General features: G+C 41.9%; 17 protein-coding genes and 1 pseudogene. 10 read left to right on the top strand and 8 right to left on the bottom strand.

Going from position 1 to position 22298, the window contains the following annotated elements; genetic code table 11:
* Positions 1-99: 99 nt before the first annotated feature.
* Both M2387_RS19285 and M2387_RS19280 read right to left on the bottom strand, forming a co-directional pair.
* Positions 100-237 (bottom strand): annotated as a pseudogene (locus tag M2387_RS19285) (integrase core domain-containing protein); the annotation flags it as partial.
* On the bottom strand, positions 216-566 hold the full coding sequence (locus tag M2387_RS19280; protein WP_259051992.1) for a DoxX-like family protein: 351 nt from the start codon (positions 564-566) through the stop codon (positions 216-218). The pseudogene M2387_RS19285 and the gene M2387_RS19280, both read right to left, overlap by 22 nt.
* Before the next feature lie 196 nt (positions 567-762).
* Here M2387_RS19280 and M2387_RS19275 point away from each other — a divergent pair, with 196 nt between their 5' ends.
* Complete coding sequence (locus M2387_RS19275; RefSeq protein WP_259051783.1) at positions 763-909, top strand: hypothetical protein; 147 nt, start codon at positions 763-765, stop codon at positions 907-909.
* Between the two features lie 198 nt (positions 910-1107).
* Positions 1108-1494 carry a 2-iminobutanoate/2-iminopropanoate deaminase gene (ridA, locus tag M2387_RS19270; protein ID WP_259051781.1) on the top strand — a complete coding sequence of 129 codons (387 nt, stop codon included), beginning with the start codon at positions 1108-1110 and terminating at the stop codon, positions 1492-1494.
* Positions 1495-1574: 80 nt separating this feature from the next.
* Here ridA and M2387_RS19265 read toward each other — a convergent pair whose 3' ends face one another.
* Together M2387_RS19265 and M2387_RS19260 are read right to left on the bottom strand one after the other, a co-directional pair.
* The gene (locus tag M2387_RS19265; RefSeq protein ID WP_259051778.1) at positions 1575-3506 is read right to left on the bottom strand and encodes a hypothetical protein; all 1932 of its coding nucleotides are present in this window, start codon (positions 3504-3506) and stop codon (positions 1575-1577) included.
* A 133-nt stretch (positions 3507-3639) separates the two neighbouring features.
* Positions 3640-5559, bottom strand: a complete 1920-nt coding sequence (locus tag M2387_RS19260; protein WP_259051775.1) for a trypsin-like serine peptidase — start codon at positions 5557-5559, stop codon at positions 3640-3642.
* Between the two features lie 499 nt (positions 5560-6058).
* On the opposite strand from M2387_RS19260, the gene treR reads away from it, so the two are divergent.
* From treR to treC, 3 genes are all read left to right on the top strand, one after another.
* Complete coding sequence (gene treR, locus M2387_RS19255; protein ID WP_259051773.1) at positions 6059-7006, top strand: trehalose operon repressor TreR; 948 nt, start codon at positions 6059-6061, stop codon at positions 7004-7006.
* A 116-nt stretch (positions 7007-7122) separates the two neighbouring features.
* A complete protein-coding gene (gene treB / locus M2387_RS19250; RefSeq protein WP_259051770.1) occupies positions 7123-8541 on the top strand; it encodes a PTS trehalose transporter subunit IIBC in 1419 nt (472 codons plus the stop codon).
* A 53-nt stretch (positions 8542-8594) separates the two neighbouring features.
* Positions 8595-10253: an alpha,alpha-phosphotrehalase gene (gene treC / locus M2387_RS19245; RefSeq protein ID WP_259051769.1), complete on the top strand. Its 1659-nt coding sequence runs from the start codon at positions 8595-8597 to the stop codon at positions 10251-10253.
* Positions 10254-10491: 238 nt separating this feature from the next.
* Here the strand turns inward: treC and M2387_RS19240 are convergent, their stop codons facing one another.
* Genes M2387_RS19240 through M2387_RS19230 form a run of 3 tightly spaced genes read right to left on the bottom strand, consistent with a single transcriptional unit; the run spans position 10492 to position 12194 of the window.
* The gene (locus tag M2387_RS19240) at positions 10492-11148 is read right to left on the bottom strand and encodes a DUF799 domain-containing protein (protein WP_259051767.1); all 657 of its coding nucleotides are present in this window, start codon (positions 11146-11148) and stop codon (positions 10492-10494) included.
* Positions 11145-11504, bottom strand: coding sequence for a DUF4810 domain-containing protein (locus M2387_RS19235; protein ID WP_259051766.1), 360 nt, complete (start codon positions 11502-11504; stop codon positions 11145-11147). Before M2387_RS19235 ends, M2387_RS19240 begins: the two co-directional genes overlap by 4 nt.
* Positions 11505-11522: 18 nt before the next feature.
* The gene (locus M2387_RS19230) at positions 11523-12194 is read right to left on the bottom strand and encodes a CsgG/HfaB family protein (protein WP_259051765.1); all 672 of its coding nucleotides are present in this window, start codon (positions 12192-12194) and stop codon (positions 11523-11525) included.
* Positions 12195-13103: 909 nt separating this feature from the next.
* Between M2387_RS19230 and M2387_RS19225 the strand changes: the two genes are divergently transcribed.
* From M2387_RS19225 to M2387_RS19205, 5 genes are all read left to right on the top strand, one after another.
* Positions 13104-13250 carry a hypothetical protein gene (locus M2387_RS19225; RefSeq protein ID WP_259051764.1) on the top strand — a complete coding sequence of 49 codons (147 nt, stop codon included), beginning with the start codon at positions 13104-13106 and terminating at the stop codon, positions 13248-13250.
* A gap of 295 nt (positions 13251-13545) precedes the next feature.
* Positions 13546-15681, top strand: coding sequence for an anaerobic ribonucleoside-triphosphate reductase (gene nrdD, locus M2387_RS19220; protein ID WP_259051763.1), 2136 nt, complete (start codon positions 13546-13548; stop codon positions 15679-15681).
* Positions 15682-15684: 3 nt separating this feature from the next.
* Entirely contained in the window at positions 15685-16149 is a 465-nt protein-coding gene (gene nrdG / locus M2387_RS19215; protein WP_259051762.1) for an anaerobic ribonucleoside-triphosphate reductase-activating protein, read from the top strand.
* Positions 16150-16316: 167 nt separating this feature from the next.
* On the top strand, positions 16317-17348 hold the full coding sequence (locus M2387_RS19210; protein ID WP_259051761.1) for an AI-2E family transporter: 1032 nt from the start codon (positions 16317-16319) through the stop codon (positions 17346-17348).
* A gap of 236 nt (positions 17349-17584) precedes the next feature.
* Complete coding sequence (locus M2387_RS19205) at positions 17585-21772, top strand: hypothetical protein (protein WP_259051760.1); 4188 nt, start codon at positions 17585-17587, stop codon at positions 21770-21772.
* Between the two features lie 56 nt (positions 21773-21828).
* Here the strand turns inward: M2387_RS19205 and M2387_RS19200 are convergent, their stop codons facing one another.
* Complete coding sequence (locus tag M2387_RS19200; RefSeq protein ID WP_259051759.1) at positions 21829-22257, bottom strand: YhbP family protein; 429 nt, start codon at positions 22255-22257, stop codon at positions 21829-21831.
* Positions 22258-22298 lie beyond the last annotated feature (41 nt).

The raw sequence follows: 22298 nt of genomic DNA, 5'->3' as shown, positions 1-22298 counted from the left end.
CCCTCAGTGTTAAGCTGTTCTAACATTGAGGGATACTTTATGCTGTCCACTCCCCGATTTCCTGAGACAAACCTGATTAAAGTTTTCTAGCTGTTTTCTCTATATCTCCGGGGCAAGATGCCCCAGACTTTCATGGGTACGATTCAGGCTATAATCTTGCTGCCAGAATCAGGACATTTCTCTGGCCTGACTGACTGATTCAAATAAATAAGCATTCAAAAATTCCCGACGGCATGATCTGAACCCGTTTGCTGCAATAACAAATACCCGAGAACCATCAGTGGGATATTTGTTGTAACAGGATTAAACGCTTCCAATAATATATTCGGAGTCATAATAGCAGCAAACGCCAACAATCCAGTCAAACCTGCCAGGTTAAGCAGCTGCACGACTTTGATCCTGTATAACCAGATAAAAACTACACCAAATATAACTTCACTAACGCCAGCGCCTTTAATCAATAGATAAGTGATCTCTTCAGAAAATCCTAAATTCCCCGTTATTGCCTGCTCAAGCGGAGCAATTTGTAATAACTTGGGAAATAGACCGTGGTATATCCATGTCAATCCAATGACATATCGAGCTAATTGAATAGTGTTCAAGAAACAGAATTCTCCAGAAGCGTATAACAGTCTTTTTAATAATTTATCTATTTAATAACCTTAAAAACCTGACAAACTAAAGAACATTGAAATCTAACCACAATCATCCAAACTCATAATCTGCCATTGATAAAAGGTGGTCAAGAAATGATAAAGAAACGTGTCTATTATGTGCTGGCTAGCCGCTTTTGTTGAGAGTAGCGGAAACCACCCTGTACAGGGCAAAGCAGTTGTTGGTGGGGGATCACTGACATTGAGCAACTACGATGCTAAGAACCCGGCATTCCGTATTCCTGAATCACATTAGCTGCGTATATCCAAAATAATTCGAGTTGCCTGTAGGCGCCAAGTTCAGGCCGTCGATGAGCATAGATAAACTATGTGATTCGGCGGTCTGGACGCCAGCAACACCCAGGAAACTTGAAGTATGACGGGCACAGGCCTATTTCCTGTTTATTCCGGCAGATACCTACCGTCTGCCTGACCTGCCAACTGAGGAAGAAAAATGTCTCACATTATTAGCACTGAAAATGCCCCAGCCGCGATTGGTCCTTATGTTCAGGGTGTTGATCTGGGTAGTATGATTATCACTTCCGGCCAGATCCCGGTTGATCCAAAAACCGGTACTGTACCTGACGACGTCTCAGCTCAGGCACGTCAGTCGCTGGAAAACGTGAAAGCGATTGTTGAAGCTGCCGGTCTGAAAGTAGGCGATATCGTAAAAACGACCGTTTTTGTGAAAGACCTGAATGACTTCGCTACCGTCAACGCAACCTATGAAGCGTTCTTCACCGAGCATAAGGCAACTTTCCCGGCGCGTTCTTGCGTTGAAGTGGCTCGCCTGCCAAAAGATGTGAAGATCGAAATCGAAGCTATCGCTGTACGCCGTTAGTATAAATCAGCGTATTCAACCCTCAGTGTCATGCACTCCTGACACTGAGGGATATCTTAAGATCTCACACTACCAGAAGATCAGCTTGGATTAATATTTTCAGGTTCAGAATCAAGTATAAGATCGCGTAAAATTACATTGACTTGAATATCCTCAAAACCTGTATTACTTCCCCATCGTCTTGCCTGTAGTGGAATGACTCCGATATAAAGACCACTCTGATGGTATTTCAGATGTTCATTATCTTCAGGGTGGAATGACAAAACTAATCGAGAGAATTTATGGGGATCCCCACACCCAACACTGGAATTCATCGTCCGTGTAGTACAGGCTGTTTGGCGCTCCCCTCGCAAATAAACTAATACTTCATCATTAGAGGCATTTTTTAGAAATACTTTTACTTCAGAATAACCATACTCACCATGAATTAAATCTACAGGTCCTTGCCCGTTATAAAAAGCGACAAAACCATAAGTATCAATACCTTCGATAGTATAAGAAACTGAGCTTTTTCTTAGCTGATCATTTTTCCAAATATTTAAATTTAAAACCTCAACACTATCAACATCAGCACTCATATTAAATACACTATCATGAGGATCATAATAATCTAAGACGGCTCTGATAACATAATTCCTGATATTATTAATAGGATCACTCACTTTGAATGTTAACCAGAATTTGACTAACCTGTCGAGTTCAAGATCAAAACCATATATTTTTAGAAAAACCTCACCAGTTATATTATTATCATGAATGTTAGTTTGATAGTCACCATCCACCAGGCTAGCTTTAAATGTCAGGGGGAATACTTCATCGGTAATAAGGTCGATGGCTTCAACTTCAATAAGTGAGTAGCTGTCATAATCCGTGATTGCCACGGTATCAAAAGGTAAGATGACACCTTTTTTATCTAAGTTGATAGGTATTAAACGGCCCAGTGTATCAAAAATTGTTAACTCAAGATTAAAAGAGGTGACATTTCCTAAACCAATAACAGATTCATTACTATCATCAATAAATGAATCGAGTTCTGAAAGTAATTTCTTACCGGAAGGCCCCCAATATATGAAGTCATGAAAGTGAGTGCCGGTATGTAGTGCAATGATTTCATTGTTTTCTAATGATATTACAGGAGAACCGATCGATTGAGGACTTATCCAAGCGGAGAAAGATACGACATCTCCAGTGCGTTCTACATAAGCATGCATGTCTACAGATTGCCTATCAATAATATACATACTTGTACGATGTTCAGGGATGTAAATACGATCGTTTACAGCCGGAGTTTCTTCACTAATTTTTAATCCACCAAATAATTCTTTCACATTAGAATTTTCATAATCAAACTCATCTATCGTTAATAATGCATAAGGCTGATTGCCACCGATACCATTACTCATTTCTAATATTTTCCCGGCTTTTAAACGAACCGGTTCATTAATTGGTGAGTCGCCCTTACAAGATTGATGAAAATAGTTAAGCCATATTTCAGTATGTTGTAAATCAGGATCATCATAGAGGGTTTTGGCATGCGTTAGCAGATGATTTTCACTACCAATCAATGAACAATTTACCCACGGTTCCATACCTATCATACTTCCAGCGGCTAAAGCATTGTCTCCTATTTCAGTTCCGTCATGACAAATATAGCGAGCATTAAAAAAAGATGAAAATACTTCTGTATTTTCATACTCAACTGAGCTTAGCTCAAAAGAAAATACATCATCTGAATTTACTGCTTTTGTTAAAACAACTCTAATATTCACTCTCTCATCAGGAATAATAATCGCTACTTTTTCAGTGTTATGAAAAAACTCTCTCTGTATAGAGTTTTCTCCATATTGAAATTCAACATAAGAATTGGCGGGTAGTTTTATATTTACAAAAAATAATTTTAAAAATGACGCCCCCTTTCTTTCTACTACATATGAATATATTTTGCCTTTATTATCAACAATGATATTGGATTGAATACTATCACAATATGAAACTTCATGGTTAACAGCCATAGTAACTCCTCATATATATAATTAAATAAAGATATGACCGACGGCCTTCCTGTGGCAAGTTATAGGTACCAAATGATTTCAAAATAGATAATTGGAACAATTAACCATCAAGCTCCTTAAAATAAAGGTAAGATCAAACCAGATTACGATCTTCAGGTTCAGAATCAGAAATAAGATCGCGCAACCACACATTGACTAAAATATTCTCAAAAGCTGTATCACTCTTACGTTGTCTTCCCTGTAGCGGAATAATCCCTCTGTAAGTGCCATCCCAGTCGAATTTCAGCTCTTCATTATCTTCAGGATGGAACGACAAAATTAATTGAGAATATGTTTTGGATGACTGACATGTAATAGTGGAATTCATGGTCCGTGTAGAACAATTGGTTTTGCGAACACCTCTTAAGTTAACTAATATTTCGTCGCCGGATGAGTGCCTTAAGAGCGCTTTCACTTCTGAATAGCCATATTCAGCACTGGTTAACTCTACCGGACCCTGACCATTATAAATAGCAACAAATCCATAATTATCATATCCCTCGATAGTATAAGAAACTGAACTTTCTCTTAACCCATAATCTTTCCAAATTTTTAAATCTAAAACCTGAGCAGTTTCTATATCAAATGGAATATCATAAGGATCATAAAAATCCAATACTGTTCTGATAACGTAATTTCTTATATTTTTAATAGGATCATTAATTTTGAATGCAAACCAGAATTTTATTAGACTTGTAATATCAAAATCACATATTCTCAGAAAAACCTCCCCAGTTACATTATTGTCATTAATATTAGTTTCATAACCCTGACTCACCAGGCTGGCTTTAAATATGAATGGAAAGACTTCATTTGTGATAACGTCTCTGGCCTCCACTTCAATCAGTGAATAGCTGTCATAATCAGTGATTGCCACAGTATCAAAAGGTACGATAATACCTTTTTTATCTAAATCTATGGGAATTAAACTACCCTGTATATGAAAAGGGGTTAATTCAAGATTAAAAGAGGTGACTTGTCCTAATCCAATAATAGATTCATTATTGTCACTAATAAATGCCCCTAATTCATCGTTCAATTTCTGAGCAGATACGCCTATATTTCGAGCTCCATCTGATCCCCGATGGAGCCCAATAAGTTGATTACTTTCCCTTGATATAACAGGAGAACCTGATGTCCCTGGTGCAGAGTCAGCATTATAAAAAAGCCGATACTCCTCAACCTTCAGTATCCTGGCATATTCCCCATTTTTAATATCACTAATATACATCGGGCGAAGCCCGCCATTGCCATATTGAGGGATATAAATATTCTCTCCTGGATACGGATTTTCTTCACTGAGTTCTAACCCACCAAATAATTCTTTCACATTAGAATTGATATAATCAAAATCATCCAGCGTCAATAAGGCATAATCATCATCACCATTACCAGGCCCCATCTTTAACATGCTACCAGGCTTTAAACGAACGGGTTCATTGACGGGAGACATTGAGTCACAAGATTGATGAAACCAGTTAAACCATATCTCACCGTAAGTTAACTCGGGATCTTTTATCGTGACATGCTGATTAGTGAGCACGTGGTTTTCACTGCCAATGAGTGAGCAAGACCCCCAGCCACCAATTCTTGCCGCCGCACTGGCCAAAGCATGTTCAGCCATCTCGGTTCCCTCAAAACACATATAAGGTCTTCGCTCATCCTGACCAATAATGGTTCTTGAGTCATCATCATATTCAACTGAACTCAGTTCAAAAGAAAATTCACCATCCAGATTTAATACTTTAGTTAAAACAACTCTTATATTAACCCTTTCGCCAGGGATAATAATATCCGCGTGATCAGTATGATAAAAAAACTCTCTTTGTATAATATTTTCACCATATTGAAACTCAACATAGGAATTGTCGGGTAGTTTTATATTAACAAAATGTAATTTTATAAATGATGCGCCCTCTCTTTCTACTAAATATGAATGTATCCTATCTTTATTATTAACAATGACATTGGATTGAACACTATCAAAATATGAAACTTCATGGTTAACAGCCATAGTCTTTCCTCATATATAATAAAATATGATTCGATGGCCATCCTGTGGCAAGTTATATATCTTAGATATCTTTAAATTATATATACTTGAGATATTTAACTATCGAGATCCTCAACGCGGATATTTTATGAAAAAACTATTCTGTTCAGGAGATACAAAATAAATGAAGCATTTGCTTGAGAGTACAAAGAAAAGTTTTTCCTGTGTTGAAGAGGAAAAAGAAAATGAGGTAAAGGGTTTACTCAGTATAAGTTAATACAAAAAAAATCTTCTTTATGATACATAGATCAAATAATTCAGAATATTTCATCATTCTCCATCAATCTGAGGGTGACACACACAAAATTCCTGCTACGAGATCTTTTACTCTTTACCCCGAATAACATAGGCTATCCCGGCTCATCAGCTTTCTGTGCTTACAGGCAGCAGCCCTTGCTTTAGCGATGAGCATAAATTTGTTTTGACTATAAAATCTGATGAGACACAAGAGAAAATGACCATGCAAAACCGCCTTACGATTAAAGATATTGCTCGTTTGAGCGGCTTTGGCAAGTCCACCGTCTCTCGTGTTCTCAATAATGAAAGTGGCGTCAATGCCGATACCCGAGAGCGCATTGAAGCGGTGATGCAGCAGCATAATTTTATGCCTTCCCGTTCAGCGCGTGCCATGCGTGGTCAGAGTGATAAAGTGGTCGCGATTATTGTTACCCGTCTTGATTCACTGTCTGAAAATCTGGCGGTCCAAACGATGCTGCCTCACTTCTACGCCGAGGGCTACGACCCGATTATGATGGAAAGTCAGTTTTCGCCCGCTAAAGTGACAGAGCATCTGGGTATCTTACAGCGACGTCATATTGATGGCGTTATTCTGTTTGGCTTTACCGGCATTACTGAAAAAATGTTAGAACCCTGGCAACCATCGCTGGTGCTAATGGCGCGTGATGCTCCGGGGTTTTCCTCCGTCTGTTACGACGATGAAGGCGCAATTCGCCTGTTAATGTCGGCATTATATGAGCGTGGTCATCGGCATATTAGCTTTCTGGGTGTCCCCCATGCGGATGTCACAACCGGCTACCGTCGTCACCAGGCCTACCTGGATTTTTGCCAGCAATATCAAATTGAACCTCATGCCACCCTGCCCGGTCTTGCGATGAAGCAGGGCTATGAGCATGCAGCCGAAGTGCTCAATCCTGGAACCACGGCCCTGGTTTGTGCAACCGATACACTGGCCTTAGGGGCCAGTAAATATTTGCAGCAGCACAATCGGGATAATATCCAGCTCGCCAGTGTCGGCAATACGCCACTGATGTCATTTTTGCACCCGGAAATTATCACCGTTGATCCTGGCTACGGTGAAGCAGGTGGCCGGGCAGCATTACAGCTCATCGCCCAGATCTCCCAGCAACAGGAATTACAGCAGATAGTGATCCCAAGCAAACTCCAGTAAGCGTTAAAAATCCCTTTAATGTGATCTTGGCTGGAAATTGGGAACGTTCCCGTTCCTAAAAACAGAATCACCCGCTAAGCTTAATGTATGTTTCTTACCCGCTTAGAGATGCCAATATGAGCAAAGTCAAACAGCAGGATATCGATAAACTGATCGAGTTAGTCGGTGGTCGCGACAATATCGCATCCGTGACGCACTGTATTACCCGGCTGCGTTTTGTTCTCAATCATCCTGAAAATGCCCGTCCCAAGGAAATTGAAGACTTATCGATGGTGAAAGGCTGCTTTACCAATGCCGGTCAGTTTCAGGTCGTTATTGGTACTGATGTCGATGACTATTACAAGGCACTGCTAAAAACTACCGGTCATAGTTCTGAGGACAAAGAGCAGGTGAAAGTCGCCGCCCGCCAGAATATGAAATGGTACGAGCAGCTGATCTCACACTTTGCAGAGATCTTCTTCCCTCTGCTCCCGGCGCTGATCAGTGGTGGTTTGATCCTCGGTTTCCGTAATGTCATCGGTGATTTACCGATGAGCGACGGCCAGACTCTGGTCCAGATGTATCCCTCACTGGAAGGGCTGAACAGTTTCCTGTGGTTGATTGGCGAGGCTATCTTCTTCTACCTGCCGGTGGGCATCTGCTGGTCTACGGTACGTAAACTGGGTGGCACACCGATTCTCGGGATTGTACTGGGTATTACCCTGGTTTCTCCGCAATTAATGAACGCCTATGAGCTTGGCAGCAAGATCCCAGAAGTCTGGAACTTTGGCCTGTTTGCGATTGAAAAAGTGGGTTACCAGGCTCAAGTTATTCCGGCATTACTGGCGGGTATTGCTTTAGCCTATATCGAAAGATTCTTTAAACGTATCGTACCGGATTACTTATATCTGGTTATCGTCCCTGTCTGTTCTCTGATTATTGCCGTCTTCCTGGCTCACGCGCTTATCGGTCCGTTCGGCCGTATGGTGGGTGATGGCGTTGCCTTCCTGGTGCGTAGCCTGATGACAGGTAGTTTTGCTCCGGTCGGTGCCGCACTGTTTGGTTTCCTCTATGCGCCGTTGGTCATTACCGGCGTTCACCAGACCACCCTGGCAGTTGATTTACAGATGGTGCAAAGCATGGGCGGCACACCGGTCTGGCCATTAATCGCGCTCTCTAACATTGCTCAGGCCTCTGCTGTTGTCGGTATCATTATCTGTAGCCGTAAAAAGAATGAGCGTGAGATTTCAGTTCCGGCAGCCATTTCAGCCTATCTCGGCGTAACCGAACCGGCGATGTACGGTATTAACCTGAAATACCGCTTCCCGATGCTATGCGCGATGGTAGGTTCCGGTATTGCCGGATTACTGTGCGGTTTAAACGGCGTGCTGGCTAACGGAATCGGTGTTGGTGGCCTACCTGGTATTCTGTCTATCCAGCCACGTTTCTGGGCGATTTATGCGGTGGCAATTGTTATCGCGGTGGTGGTACCTATCATCCTGACCACCTTCGTTTATAAACGCAAAGCGCGTGCAGGCACCCTCGATATCGCTTAATCCCTTTCTTCGGAGGCAGGGTTCCTGCCTCCTTCTATTTTCAGGAATCCGCTATGAACAACACATCTCCCTGGTGGCAACAAGGCGTCATCTACCAGATTTATCCCAAGAGCTTTCAGGATACCACCGGCCGTGGTACGGGCGATCTCCAGGGAGTGATTAAGCGTCTTGATTACCTGCAAAAACTGGGAGTCGATGCTATCTGGCTGACACCATTCTACCTCTCACCCCAGGTTGATAATGGTTATGACGTCGCTGATTACTGTGCCATCGACCCCGCTTATGGCACGATGGATGACTTCGACCAGCTCGTTGTGGCTGCGCATCAACGGGGAATTCGCCTGATCCTTGATATGGTGTTCAACCATACTTCCACTGAACATAGCTGGTTTAAGTCCGCCCTGGACGTGAATAGCCCTTATCGTCAGTTCTATATCTGGCGTGATGGTACGCCAGATACACTGCCCAATAACTGGCAGTCTAAATTTGGCGGCAACGCCTGGGGCTGGCATGCCGAAAGCAACCAGTACTATTTGCATCTCTTCGCTCCTGAACAGGCCGATCTTAACTGGGAAAATGAGCAGGTACGCCGCGCGCTAAAAGAAGTCAGTGAGTTCTGGGCTGACCGTGGGGTTGATGGCCTGCGCCTGGACGTGGTTAACCTGGTCTCGAAAGATACCCGTTTCCCCAATGATACCGATGGCGGAGACGGACGCCGTTTTTATACCGATGGCCCGCGGATTCATGAGTTTTTGCAGGAATTCAGCCGTGATGTCTTTATTCCACGCGGTTTGATGACGGTCGGTGAAATGTCCTCAACGACGCTCGAAAACTGTCAGCAGTATGGCGCACTGGATGGCCGGGAACTGTCGATGACCTTTAACTTCCACCATCTGAAAGTTGACTATCCGGGTGGAGAAAAATGGACGCTGGCAAAACCTGACTATGTGGCACTGAAAAGCTTGTTCAGCTACTGGCAGCAAGGGATGCACAACGTTGCCTGGAACGCCCTGTTCTGGTGTAACCACGATCAGCCGCGTATTGTCTCCCGTTTCGGGGATGAAGGTGAGTTACGCGTGACCTCGGCGAAAATGCTGGCGATGGTGCTGCATGGTATGCAGGGAACGCCTTATATCTATCAGGGTGAAGAGCTGGGAATGACTAACCCTCACTTCAGCAGCATCGAAGAGTATCGCGATGTCGAAAGCCTGAATATCTTTGCCAAACGCAGCGCAGAAGGTGATTCAGCTGAAGATTTGCTGGCTATTCTCGCCAGCAAATCACGGGATAATAGCCGGACACCGATGCAGTGGGATGCCGGTGAACATGCCGGGTTCACCACCGGTACACCGTGGATTGATGTCAGCCATAACTACCCGGAAATTAACGCGGCCGCAGCCCTGGATGACCCTGACTCGGTATTTTATACCTACCAGCAGCTGATTGCCCTGCGTAAAGCACAAGCGATATTCACCCACGGGGATTATCACGACTGCCTGCCGGAGCATCCTTCCCTGTGGTGCTATCGCCGTCAGTGGAACGGGCAAACGCTGGTGGTGGCTGCGAATCTCAGTTCACAGCAACAATCCTGGAATGATACGAGTTTCTCTGGTGACGGGGAGGTGTTAATGAATAACTACCCGAATACATCTGGTAAGCCAGGCAAAGTTAACTTACGTCCATTTGAGGCCGTCTACTGGCTACAAAAGTAAATTATCGCCACTACTCTCTCCCCTTGACTACCAGGGGGGAGATCTGGCTCTACTTATACAGATAAAGTCAGTTGCTTAATTCTCTCACTCCGGACGTTTACCAGGGAAAATGTCAAATTCTTCGTTCTTGTGGAAAAAAAGAAAGCACCAACGATATGATCGTGAGGTGCTTTATATTTCGCCTGAATATCCGTTCAACGACAAGCTTCGGGAGCTTAAGCTACCGGCATGAGGTAATTTAGTAGGTTTCTTTACCGTATTGCAGTGAACGAGGCCCGTACAGCATACCGCGTGGTTGGCCCGCCGCCAGCAAACGTGCGCTGGTTACGCCAGCAATATCGTGGCCTTTGTCAGAGATAGTATCCGCAATTTGGTTCACTGCTGCCTGCACCAGAATACCGATAATGCCACCGCCAGCGTTTTGTTGCTCGCTACTGGACGCCGTTGCGCTTCCGCTCCACAGCAATTTTCCAGTGCGCAGATCAACCAAACGGGCATCCGCAGAAACGCGGGTTTCGCTGTTAATCACGATGTATGACGTGCCGTACTCTTTCACGTCCAGATACAACGCGGCATCAGCACCAAAGATTTGGTGCAACTTAGCCGTACTCAGCGCATGAATATCTGATGCGGTGGACAAACCATTCTGTTTGAACGTTTCTTCTACTACCGCAACGGGCAAAACGTAATAACCCGATTCTGCCAGCGGATAGGTGACCTGTGAAAGCAGGCTATAGCTTGCTTTCACATCAGGAGAATGGTTAACCGGCGGCAATACCAGAATGGATCTTGGCTTGCTCTGCTTAAATGCAGAGTAGTCATAAGGTACGGGTTTAGCACAGCCAGTCAGCACAAGCGCAAAAACCAGACTACATAATCCGAAGAAACGATTCATTTAATATTCCCTTTATTTTTACTCAACAGGAAGTCCATGAAAGGTGCTGACTCAGGGAATTTCGCTTTTTCAGTTTCAAACTGTTGGCGAGCTTCGCTATCACGGCCAGTATTCGCGTACAGCAACCCAAGTTGAGCATGGAGACCCGGCGGGACGGGTTTATTTGCGGCTTTTGCTTTTTCTATCGATTCATTCAGAGAAAGAATCTGCTGCTCCGGGCCAACTTTATCTTGTTGATAATAATCATAAAGTGCAGGTTGATACTTATCCCAGCTGTAAATCGTTTTCGGCTCTGACGCACAACCAGCCAATACCGCCGCTGCCAGTAGCAGAGCAATTTTCTTATAAGAAAACATTGTTATATTCCTATTCCATTAATTCGCCGGACGCCAGGCACCGCTTTCAATTCCTGCAACCAGATTATTGACAGCTTCACGAATAGACAAATCCAGGACTTTACCATTCAGCGTCGAGTCATAGCTGGCCGTGCCGCCGAAACCGATAATTTCACGGTTGGACAAAGTGTATTCGCCCGCACCCTGTACGGAATACACCACTTCAGACGTTTGCACGTTCACCACATTCAACGTGGTTTTTGCGTAAGCAACCTGTGTTTTACCGCGACCAAGGATGCCCCACAGCTGATGATCACCCACTTCTTTGCGACCAAACTCGGTCACATCGCCAGTAACAACATAGCTAGCGCCTTTCAACGTCTGCGTTTGCCCTTTAATACCCGCTTCCTCTTTCAGCTCTTCCATATTGGTGCGATCCAGCACATTAAATCGGCCGCTCTGCTGGAGATGGCTAGCAAGAATGGTTTTGGATTGATTACCTAAACGGTCAACGCCATCAGAAAAAATACCGTTCATGTAGTTAGAACGGTTTTCAAATTTTCCGATGGAAATTGGGCTGCGAACCCCCTGATAAGGCGTACTGTAAGAAGAGACTTTTTGTGTTTCTACGGTACGCGAAGATTCTGTAGCACATCCGCTCAGTAACGCGGCTGACATGAATACAGAACAAAGAACAACTTTTTTATTCATAACACTATCCCTTAGTGCAATCCATTAACTTGGATATAACTTATGAGGTTGATTTTTAATCAAAATAAATAAAAACTATTTAGCGATAATACTGTTTGCTGCATTTAAATAGCGCTCGACATTATGAAGGGCACAAGAAAAAGTAACGAGTTATTTCATACAAAAATTGACAAAAAGTTACTTAAAGAAGAATTTTTTTACTTGCAACTCTACAAGCAGGATGAAAAAGGAGACATCTTGCCAGCAGCCTTGCTCCAGATCAGGTAGAAGTGTGGATTAGCCCGATCGGAAAGCCTGTGCACCATTCTCACTCCACAAGCACCGCCCGAATTCGGTAGTGATTTCACAATAGCGCTGTTTAACCAAGGCAAAAAACCTTACCTCATCAATGGAAAAAAAGAATCAAACTTCAATCAACAAATTAAAAAATGATTATTTTTTAATAGTTATACCAAGAGACAAAATATATCTATTTAGCTTTCATAAGAAAGTAAAAAATAATACCAAAAACACTCAGTAAAAATGAGAATCCACATGAATAACAAAAACTAAAAATGGATGCCATTGATATAAAAAGGAAAAAACAGATAAAATAATATATTATCCAGAATCTTATGTTTTAAATGGACTTTTTTTAATTTATACTCACGAAAAACTTGGCATTTTAACCCCAAAAAAGTCTCGAAAAGTCTTAAGGAATTGACCCTACTCGCAGGTAACGTGCTGTCTTAAATAATGATACCAATCCCACATTAACTCCCGCAGTATTATTATAAAACATAGAGTTTACAACATAAGAAAAATAGAAAAACGAATATTAAATTTATCCATTAAAAATGGAGTGCATAAAACAATTAATTAAATAAAAGGCTATGGTTTATGTCATCATGCGGAATAGGGATAATTTACATGGCCGACTGGCATCTGAAGCAACCCCTTAGCCTGGGTAAACTACACGTTATTCTGCCCTCTTTTTCCCCGAACCCAGGAAAATTTGGGCTAAATATGCTGGCGGTAAAATTTCCCCCCGTGTTCGCGCCCTGGTTGATTATTTAAGCGAACAATACCCGCCCGACTGATATTTTTTTTCTTACTAAGCCCATCTCCTCTGCCCTCACAGATTTACTTTGTTCTACATCAATAAAACAGCAAACAAGTTTGATGAAAACACTACATATAGGTATTAACATGCGTTGGAAATCTATATGTAGTGACAATCAAAAAGAGAAGTCCATATTTTTATCAGGGAAATATCGATTCTTTGCCACCAGAACTGACGTATAACCCACTGTTTTTCACCGACAACAGGCCGGGTAAACAGATTATTTTTTACCATAAACCAGGAGTAATCATGACACCGCATGTAATGAAAAGAGACGGATGTAAGGTGCCTTTTAGCCCTGAACGAATCAGGGAAGCTATCTTACGTGCCGCACTTGCAGCGGGAGTTGATGATCAAGAATACTGTTCCACCGTGGCCGATACCGTGAGCCAGCAAATGGCCGATAGTCAGCAAGTGGATATCAGTAAGATTCAAACCGCAGTAGAAAATCAGCTGATGGCCGGCCCTTATAAGCAACTCGCTCGCGCCTATATTGAGTATCGTCATGACCGGGATGTTGAACGTGAGAAACGTGGACGCCTGAACCAAGAAATTCGCGGGCTGGTTGAACAGACCAATGCCAGCTTACTGAACGAAAATGCCAACAAAGACAGCAAAGTGATTCCGACCCAGCGCGACCTGCTTGCCGGAATTGTGTCACGCCACTATGCCAGACAATATCTCCTGCCACGTGATGTAGTGCTGGCGCATGAGCGCGGGGAGATTCACTATCACGATCTCGATTATTCACCCTTCTTCCCAATGTTTAACTGCATGCTGATTGATCTGCGCGGTATGCTGACTCATGGGTTTAAGATGGGTAATGCGGAAATTGAACCGCCGAAGTCAATCTCTACCGCCACGGCAGTTACCGCACAAATCATCGCCCAGGTGGCCAGCCATATTTATGGCGGCACCACTATCAACCGTATTGATGAAGTTCTTGCGCCGTTCGTCACTGAAAGCTTTAATAAACATCGCCAAGTCGCTGAAGAGTGGCAGATCCCTGATGCCGAAGCCTATGCTCATACCCGTACGGAAAAAGAGTGTTATGACGCTTTTCAGTCGCTGGAATATGAAGTCAACACCCTGCACACCGCCAATGGCCAGACGCCTTTTGTCACCTTTGGTTTTGGGCTCGGCACCAGCTGGCAGTCACGTTTGATTCAACAGTCGATTTTGCAAAATCGTATTGCCGGTCTTGGTAAAAATCATAAAACAGCCGTATTCCCTAAACTGGTATTTGCTATCCGCGACGGCGTGAACCATAAAGCGGGCGATGCGAATTACGATATTAAGCAACTGGCGCTGGAATGTGCTTCCAAACGTATGTACCCGGATATCCTCAATTACGATCAGGTCGTGAAAGTCACCGGTTCCTTTAAAACGCCAATGGGTTGCCGCAGTTTCCTTGGCGTATATGAACAAGAGGGTGAACTGGTACATGAAGGCCGTAATAATATTGGCGTTATCAGTCTCAACCTGCCGCGTATTGCGCTTGAAGCCCAAGGGGATGAAGCCCGTTTCTGGACGTTACTGGATGAGCGTCTGGTGCTGGCTCGCAAGGCACTGATGACCCGAATTGCCCGACTGGAAGGCGTAAAAGCTCGCGTGGCGCCGATTCTGTATATGGAAGGTGCCTGTGGCGTGCGTCTGAACGCTGACGATGACGTTGCGGACATTTTCAAAAATGGTCGGGCCTCAATTTCGCTGGGTTATATCGGTCTGCATGAGACCATCAATGCCTTATTCGGTAATCAGCATGTCTATGATAATCAAGCGCTGCGTGAGAAAGCAGTCGCTATCATTAGCCGCCTGCGTGAAGCCACCGAACAGTGGAAAGACGAAACCGGCTACGGCTTTAGTCTGTATAGCACCCCAAGCGAAAATCTCTGCGATCGCTTCTGTCGTCTGGATACTGCTGAATTTGGTATTGTGCCAGGTGTAACGGATAAAGGTTACTACACCAATAGCTTCCACCTCGACGTCGAGAAAAAGGTCAATCCTTACGATAAAATCGACTTTGAAGCGCCTTATCCGGCCATCGCGAATGGCGGCTTTATCTGCTACGGCGAGTACCCTAATCTTCAGCATAATGTGCAAGCCCTGGAAGATGTCTGGGATTACAGTTATCACCATGTTCCCTACTACGGTACTAATACGCCGATCGATGAGTGCTATGACTGTGGTTTCACCGGTGAATTTACCTGTACCAGCAAAGGATTCACTTGTCCTAAATGTGGCAATCATGATTCCGCCAGAGTCTCGGTCACGCGCCGTGTTTGCGGCTATCTGGGTAGCCCGGATGCACGTCCATTTAATGCCGGTAAGCAAGAAGAGGTCAAACGTCGCGTTAAACATCTGAATAATGGACAGCTGGGCTAAGGAATGAATATCCACCAGTACTATCCTGTTGATGTGGTTAACGGGCCAGGTACGCGCTGCACGCTATTCGTTTCCGGATGCGTGCATGAGTGCCCCGGGTGCTATAACAAGAGTACCTGGCGGGTTAATTCCGGTCAGTTATTTACCCAGGAGATGGAAGACCAGGTAATTGCTGACTTGAAGGATCCGCGTATTCGCCGTCAGGGGCTCTCATTATCAGGTGGCGATCCGCTACATCCGCAGAATGTCGCCGATATTCTGCAACTGGTTAAACGGGTCAGGGCAGAATGTCCGGGGAAAGATATCTGGTTATGGACCGGCTACCGGCTTGATGAATTAACCGCTGCACAGCATGAAGTGGTCGCGCTGATTAATGTTCTGATTGACGGTAAATTTGTTCAGGCAGTACATGACCCGATGCTTATCTGGCGCGGTAGCAGTAATCAAGTGATTCATTATTTGCGTTAAGATACGACGCATTCACAGGCTCTGTGCTCCACAGGTTGCAGAGCCTGTAATCTCTCCCTTTCATAATACTCCGCTTTTTATCTTGCAACCTGACGTTGTCTGTAAGTATTAAACCTGCATAATTACCAGACGATTTATATCGCTATAAAAATGGAGGAGAAACCGAGATGGCGAAGCCAATCACCACTCGTCATGCCATGAAGGCTGTGGTTATGCTGGGAATGTTAGTCATCATCTTAGTTGGCATCAAAGCCGCTGGAGAAATTATCGTTCCGTTTGTTCTGGCGCTCTTTATTGCCGTGATCCTTAATCCTCTAATCCATCGTCTTGAACGTCTGCGAATACCCAGGGTCATAGCGATTAGTCTGGTTATCACTATCATTGTTTGTATTATGGTGCTGCTACTGGCCTCGCTGGGAACCTCTCTGAATGAGCTGGCCCGAACTCTTCCGCAATATCGTTCTTCGCTGGTCGTTCCGCTACAAACTCTGGAGCCCTGGTTACAGCGCGCAGGGATCAGCGTTTCGATTGATGAATTGATGAAATATGTCGATCCCAATGCATTAATGACCTTAGTAACCAGCATGCTCACCCAACTCACCAATGCGATGAGTTCTATTTTTCTGTTGCTACTAACCGTTGTCTTTATGCTGATCGAAGTTCCGCAGCTACCGCGTAAATTACAGCAATTAATGTCGGATCCTGAAGAAGGTATGAACGCTATTCAACGCGCGCTGGACAGCGTCAGCCACTATCTGGTTCTGAAAACGGCAATAAGCCTGGTTACAGGTCTGGTGGTCTGGATCATGCTCGCCGCGCTGGATATCCGCTTCTCCTTTATTTGGGGTTTACTGGCCTTTTCTCTGAATTATATTCCGAATATTGGTTCAGTTATTGCTGCGATTCCACCGATTATTCAGGTACTAGTATTTAATGGCTTCTATGAAACCTTGCTAGTTTTAGCCGGTTATTTACTGATAAATCTGGTGATTGGCAATATTATCGAGCCGCGAATGATGGGCCGGGGGCTGGGTCTTTCGACGTTAGTGGTCTTCTTGTCGTTAATTTTCTGGGGCTGGTTACTCGGCCCGGTAGGTATGTTGCTTTCTGTTCCTTTAACCATTGCGGTTAAAATTGCACTGGAGCAAACAGAAGCCGGGAAAGGCATTGCGATTTTACTGAGTGATATGAGTAAGTAACCAACTCCTTTATTCTGGTAATTTTTAACCAGATTCTTAGCAAACATCGCTTCTTGCTAAGGATCTGGTTTATCAGGATACTCCATGAACTAACAGAAAAAACATTTAATAAAACCATTCATTCCCTCAGTATTATTAATATCTATTAAATATAAAAAATCGTTTAGTGATATTATCAAAAATAAAATCATATTTAATCAACGTATTGTTACAATAATATAATGAGGATATCCGCCATGCCTGATAAACTAATAAACATCTCCGAAAAATCATCATCAAACATTATTTCACCCTATATTATTTCCAGTAATCACAATAATAACACTCATGATAATTTAGATGGAATATTACTGATTAAAAACAGCACCATTAATAGGGAAAGTATTTCTCATAGTATCTCACTACCATGGTCAATAAATAAATTCCTGTGTAAAATGAAAGAGAGTTTTTTAAAACAACCACGGTCCCAACCCGCTGTCGATATTGAGCTCGATGAGATTCTCTCGCAAGGCCGGAGACTATCTCAGGATTCAGATACCCTCCAGAATTTGCTCAAGGATAAGAAGGATATCCTTTCCTCATCTAACCTGGCACTGACGACTAAAACAGGATTAGTATTAGGTGGTATATTACTGAGTGGTGCAATAGTCGGAGGTGGAACGTATTATTTTCAACATACAGGTCGAAGGGAATATGATGACTCCCGTAATCCTGGGGATATCAACCTGTCACCCACATCACCGTATCCTCCCCGCACGTATAGTCCCTTTCATTCTTATCCCCCAGATGATATACCTTCTACACTTTCCGGGAAACAAGATGTAAATCATGAATTATTTGATTCTAAATTTACTTGGTTAATAACCGAAGAAGAAAATCAATCTAAAAAAATAAAAAGACATAATGTCCCTCATCCACCGGATACTGAAATTAATCCGAATAAAAATAAATTACTTTATGTTTATTCAAGAGAACAACCCGAGCCTTGCCTGACAGAGTCATTTAACCAACTTTGCCAAGGATCCCATAATAATACCTACTGGGGGAACCGGGGACATAGCATCCCTTATTATAAATCATTCAGAATAGAAAATAATTATTGTATCTGCCCCCCTCCGGATGGGTTAGAAATAATAACCATAGCCCCCTCACCATCATTTATTTGGCTGATGAATCGCTCCATAATGTCCCAACCTACAGCTGAAAATACAACGTTGACTCTATTCACACCAACGGCCCCGACAGAAATTATTACTACCCAGCTCTATAATTCCCAGGCTAATACTGTCACACCTAAAAAATCTAGCGGTGAGCAAGATCCGTTCACATACGAACATGAAAGAAGAAACCTGGCATTATCAGAAACCCTTCGAAAAATAAGTAAAATACTAGAGAGCCCAGGAGCCGCCATACTGACAACAGGTAAAACTGCATTAGATCAGAGACCGGCCAATAATACCCTGTTTTATCAAACAGCAAAAAATGTAGAAACTGCTATTGATAATATTCTCATGTGGATACCTATGGCAAATAGAGTATTTATCACCACCAATATCGTTGGCGATATACTCAACCTCTATAGTGATGCATTAGAGAATAAAGAAATGGATCCAGACATTCTCACCGAACTCGTATTTCAGCTTACCAGCTTATCGAAAGATATTATATCTTCGGTCATTACTGATGATATGAAAAAAATATCTAACGTAAAGAACATCGCAGACAATAAAAAATTTCTACATCCTTTCTCTTTTGAAAAAAATAACCTAATGATGATGTTAGCTGGAGCAAAAAACAAAGTCAGAGTAGGGCGAAAATTTAATCATTTATATAGCCAAGATACTGGAGAATTTATTTTTTACGATCATTCTTATGAACATGATGAACGCTGGTCAACTGATAAATATCAACTAACTGATAATATTAAAAATACGTTTATAGAAGCAGCCAAAACCATTCAAGATCCAGAGAATATTTCTTTCTTCAAAAATAGCTCACCTCCACTCTATAGTAATGGAATTATCCTTAGATATAATGGAGAACTTTACCTGTTAATTAATGGTGTTCTTCATAAAGCAGAGGAAATACCAGTAAAAAATGGTATATATAGATATCTCATTAAGAATGGTGATACATATACACCTGTTACTTATGGAGAAACATCATGGATTATTGAAGAAGGCAGTTCTCCCTTAGCAAGTCAGAAGTTACGTGTATTTTTAGATAATAACCCTGGCGTAAAAAATAAATTAGTCAGTAAAAATATCAACCATCAAGATGTTAGCCCTCTTACCTCATCTTTTATGCTCCAATTTGATAAGCCATCTAATAAATATCTTAAAATAAATGATCAATATTATATGATGAAAACCTCAATGTATGGCGGTAATTATATTGAAGGACCTCATGACCTGCTTGAATTACGCTACAATGATGACAATCAATATCATATAAAAAAATCGCCTTTAGAGGGTATTTGTTGCTTCCACAAAATACCCATTAATCCATTTAAAGGAACGCCTTCCGATCCTCAATTTTTTCTTGATAAAATAGTCACAGATGATATCAGTCATATTTATTCGTTACCTGAAAATCAAATTAAATTTGATAGAACAGAGGTCTTCAAAACCATGAGGGATTCTAAAAATATAGATGGGGCAATTAAAATTAATGATGTAGACTATATATTTGCAAATGAATACTTTACAGAAATACACTCTAATGGTGATGATACATATATTCTTGGCGATAAAAAAAACGATGACAAAAATGTTCTCGTTTATAAAAATCAATTTGGTGATACATATTTTAAAATGCCAAAAATCAGAAAAAAATGGCAGCATTTGGTCGAAAAACCAACTCATTGCATAACCAAAAGACAGCCTACGGGAGCATGTGCTGTTGAGTATTATGAAAGTTATGACGTTAGTCGTTTCTTAGATGAAAATAGCAGGCACAGTATAATAATTAATGATCATCAACAACAGCTTGAATTGCATAATAACCTTGAAGCCATATATCAAGAAAAACAGAATAGTAATAATCTGTATTTCAAAAGAGAAGATAATACATTTTTCCATGCAAGAAAAGACTTATCAAGAACATCAGCTTTAACACCTTCTAGATTTATCATTTATGGTAAGAGAGCCAATCAACAGATTAATCCCAGAAATATCATTGCCAGGATTTGTGTAGTTAAAGATTTTGATACAAAAAAAATCATATTCAGCACACCTGATGAAGCTCAAGATACCATATTTAATATACAACACAGACTATCAAAGTTATTTTTAAGAATGAATGAACAAGATAGAATATATAAGGACATAAATCTAGAAGATCTGGATAAAATAAAGGAAAAACAGTCTTTATTCATCGACAGTCCAGATTTAAAAGAACTATTTTATCGTAGCGGAAAAAAAATACTCTCTTCCGTTGAACAAGCTGAATCTGTTATAAGAGCACAAATTAATGACTTCTTATTACCTGGATCTATAGATACTCTTGAAATAAACAACTTAAAAAATCTTGAGCAGAGTAAAGCACATCCTGATATCGAAAAAATATGTAATAATGCTTTTAAACAAAGCATGAATAACATTGAGAAAGCCATCGCTACAATGAAAGATTCAGATGAGAGATTAAATCATTTTATTACTGAACAGTTAGGTATATCTGATATCATAGCACGTAAATATTTTGTATCAAGTTTAAAAAACAAGTTAGAAAGGATAAGATTTTTTTTCAATGAAGATAATAAAAAAAATATCATGGTAATAACTAAAAAAGAACAGGCAGATCCGAATGAAAAAATACTCTCCAGGGAAGGAGAATTAAATTTTGGATTCACTATTGAATATGATCCACTAGATCGAATATTTATAAATACAGCAAACATTAAAGATTTTTCAGAAAAGTCCCTCCCCCAGAAAGGTCAGAGTCAGCCAGATAAACCTTTACTTCCGCAACCTGATAGCCCAACATCAAATAAATTGTACTTCACTAACCTAATTTCAGATACGATGATACATGAATCGGTTCATGCCCTGGGTAGTCCGGATGATTATTTATATTTATCTATTAATGATGATGGATTTATTTATGATATAGAAGAATCGATCAAAAACATAGAGAAGAAAATTGCTGGAACAATAACACAGGAAGCAGAGTTTAAATATTTCTCTAAATTATATTTCATGAGTAATCCTCTTTATAAAGATTTTACTTTCACCAGCCTTAATAAACCTAAAATTCAGGGGCAGTTATTTCGTCAAGATAGTTTTTATCGTGCTATTTTTTTATTAAAAAACCCAGACATTATTAGTCTGTTAATCAGAGAGCTGGCTAATCCAAGTCAACCGAAAGTACAAGAAAAGCCGACATCATCTGTAAAACAGAGTTCTTCATCAGCTACAAATAAATAGTTCCTCTCATCTCTTTGCCCGTTTATTTATAACCAGGCAAAGAGATCAATGAAATTCTATGATTCCCGAACCCAATGGAGTTTTTTACCAAAACCTAAGGTGTTATCGGTCATTTTTAATTCATCAAGCCGGATAACCCACATCGGTGCAGGCATGGCTCTGGCGATGGGAAAACGCTTGTTATAGCGAGTACGAGGAATACTGGCTTCATCATCATTAAGCAGGCGGATCTCACCGTGAAATTGAACTCCACGGATCAGGGCAATGGTTTTCGGCTGGCCATTAATCGTTCCTGCCGTCATGGCCTGCTGGCCAATCAGCTGTCCATGACGGGTGGTGGTTTCACTGAGGAAATAGAAGGCGACCTCGTCCTCGTCAAAAATATAAAACGCATTGGCACACCAGAGAGACTCCCCGGCTCCGGCACAGTAGGTCAGTACATGCTGTTTTTTGAGCCATTTTCCGATAGTGTTGAGTGATTCCATACTAAAACCCTACAATGATAGGCTGTGCCGCTCACTGATTA

It is taken from the genome of Klebsiella sp. BIGb0407 (assembly GCF_024807845.1).
Classification (GTDB): Bacteria; Pseudomonadota; Gammaproteobacteria; order Enterobacterales; family Enterobacteriaceae; genus JGM124.
This window is presented reverse-complemented; position numbering and strand designations above follow the sequence as displayed.

Excerpts from the sequence above, each read along its gene's own strand:
- ridA (WP_259051781.1), top strand. The coding sequence starts at position 1,108 with ATGTCTCACATTATTAGCACTGAAAATGCCCCAGCCGCGATTGGTCCT.
- nrdD (WP_259051763.1), top strand. The coding sequence starts at position 13,546 with ATGACACCGCATGTAATGAAAAGAGACGGATGTAAGGTGCCTTTTAGC.
- M2387_RS19200 (WP_259051759.1), bottom strand. The coding sequence starts at position 22,257 with ATGGAATCACTCAACACTATCGGAAAATGGCTCAAAAAACAGCATGTA.
- M2387_RS19265 (WP_259051778.1), bottom strand. The coding sequence starts at position 3,506 with ATGGCTGTTAACCATGAAGTTTCATATTGTGATAGTATTCAATCCAAT.
- treR (WP_259051773.1), top strand. The coding sequence starts at position 6,059 with ATGCAAAACCGCCTTACGATTAAAGATATTGCTCGTTTGAGCGGCTTT.
- M2387_RS19235 (WP_259051766.1), bottom strand. The coding sequence starts at position 11,504 with ATGTTTTCTTATAAGAAAATTGCTCTGCTACTGGCAGCGGCGGTATTG.
- M2387_RS19210 (WP_259051761.1), top strand. The coding sequence starts at position 16,317 with ATGGCGAAGCCAATCACCACTCGTCATGCCATGAAGGCTGTGGTTATG.
- M2387_RS19205 (WP_259051760.1), top strand. The coding sequence starts at position 17,585 with ATGCCTGATAAACTAATAAACATCTCCGAAAAATCATCATCAAACATT.
- M2387_RS19240 (WP_259051767.1), bottom strand. The coding sequence starts at position 11,148 with ATGAATCGTTTCTTCGGATTATGTAGTCTGGTTTTTGCGCTTGTGCTG.
- M2387_RS19260 (WP_259051775.1), bottom strand. The coding sequence starts at position 5,559 with ATGGCTGTTAACCATGAAGTTTCATATTTTGATAGTGTTCAATCCAAT.
- nrdG (WP_259051762.1), top strand. The coding sequence starts at position 15,685 with ATGAATATCCACCAGTACTATCCTGTTGATGTGGTTAACGGGCCAGGT.
- M2387_RS19230 (WP_259051765.1), bottom strand. The coding sequence starts at position 12,194 with ATGAATAAAAAAGTTGTTCTTTGTTCTGTATTCATGTCAGCCGCGTTA.
- treC (WP_259051769.1), top strand. The coding sequence starts at position 8,595 with ATGAACAACACATCTCCCTGGTGGCAACAAGGCGTCATCTACCAGATT.
- M2387_RS19225 (WP_259051764.1), top strand. The coding sequence starts at position 13,104 with ATGGCCGACTGGCATCTGAAGCAACCCCTTAGCCTGGGTAAACTACAC.
- treB (WP_259051770.1), top strand. The coding sequence starts at position 7,123 with ATGAGCAAAGTCAAACAGCAGGATATCGATAAACTGATCGAGTTAGTC.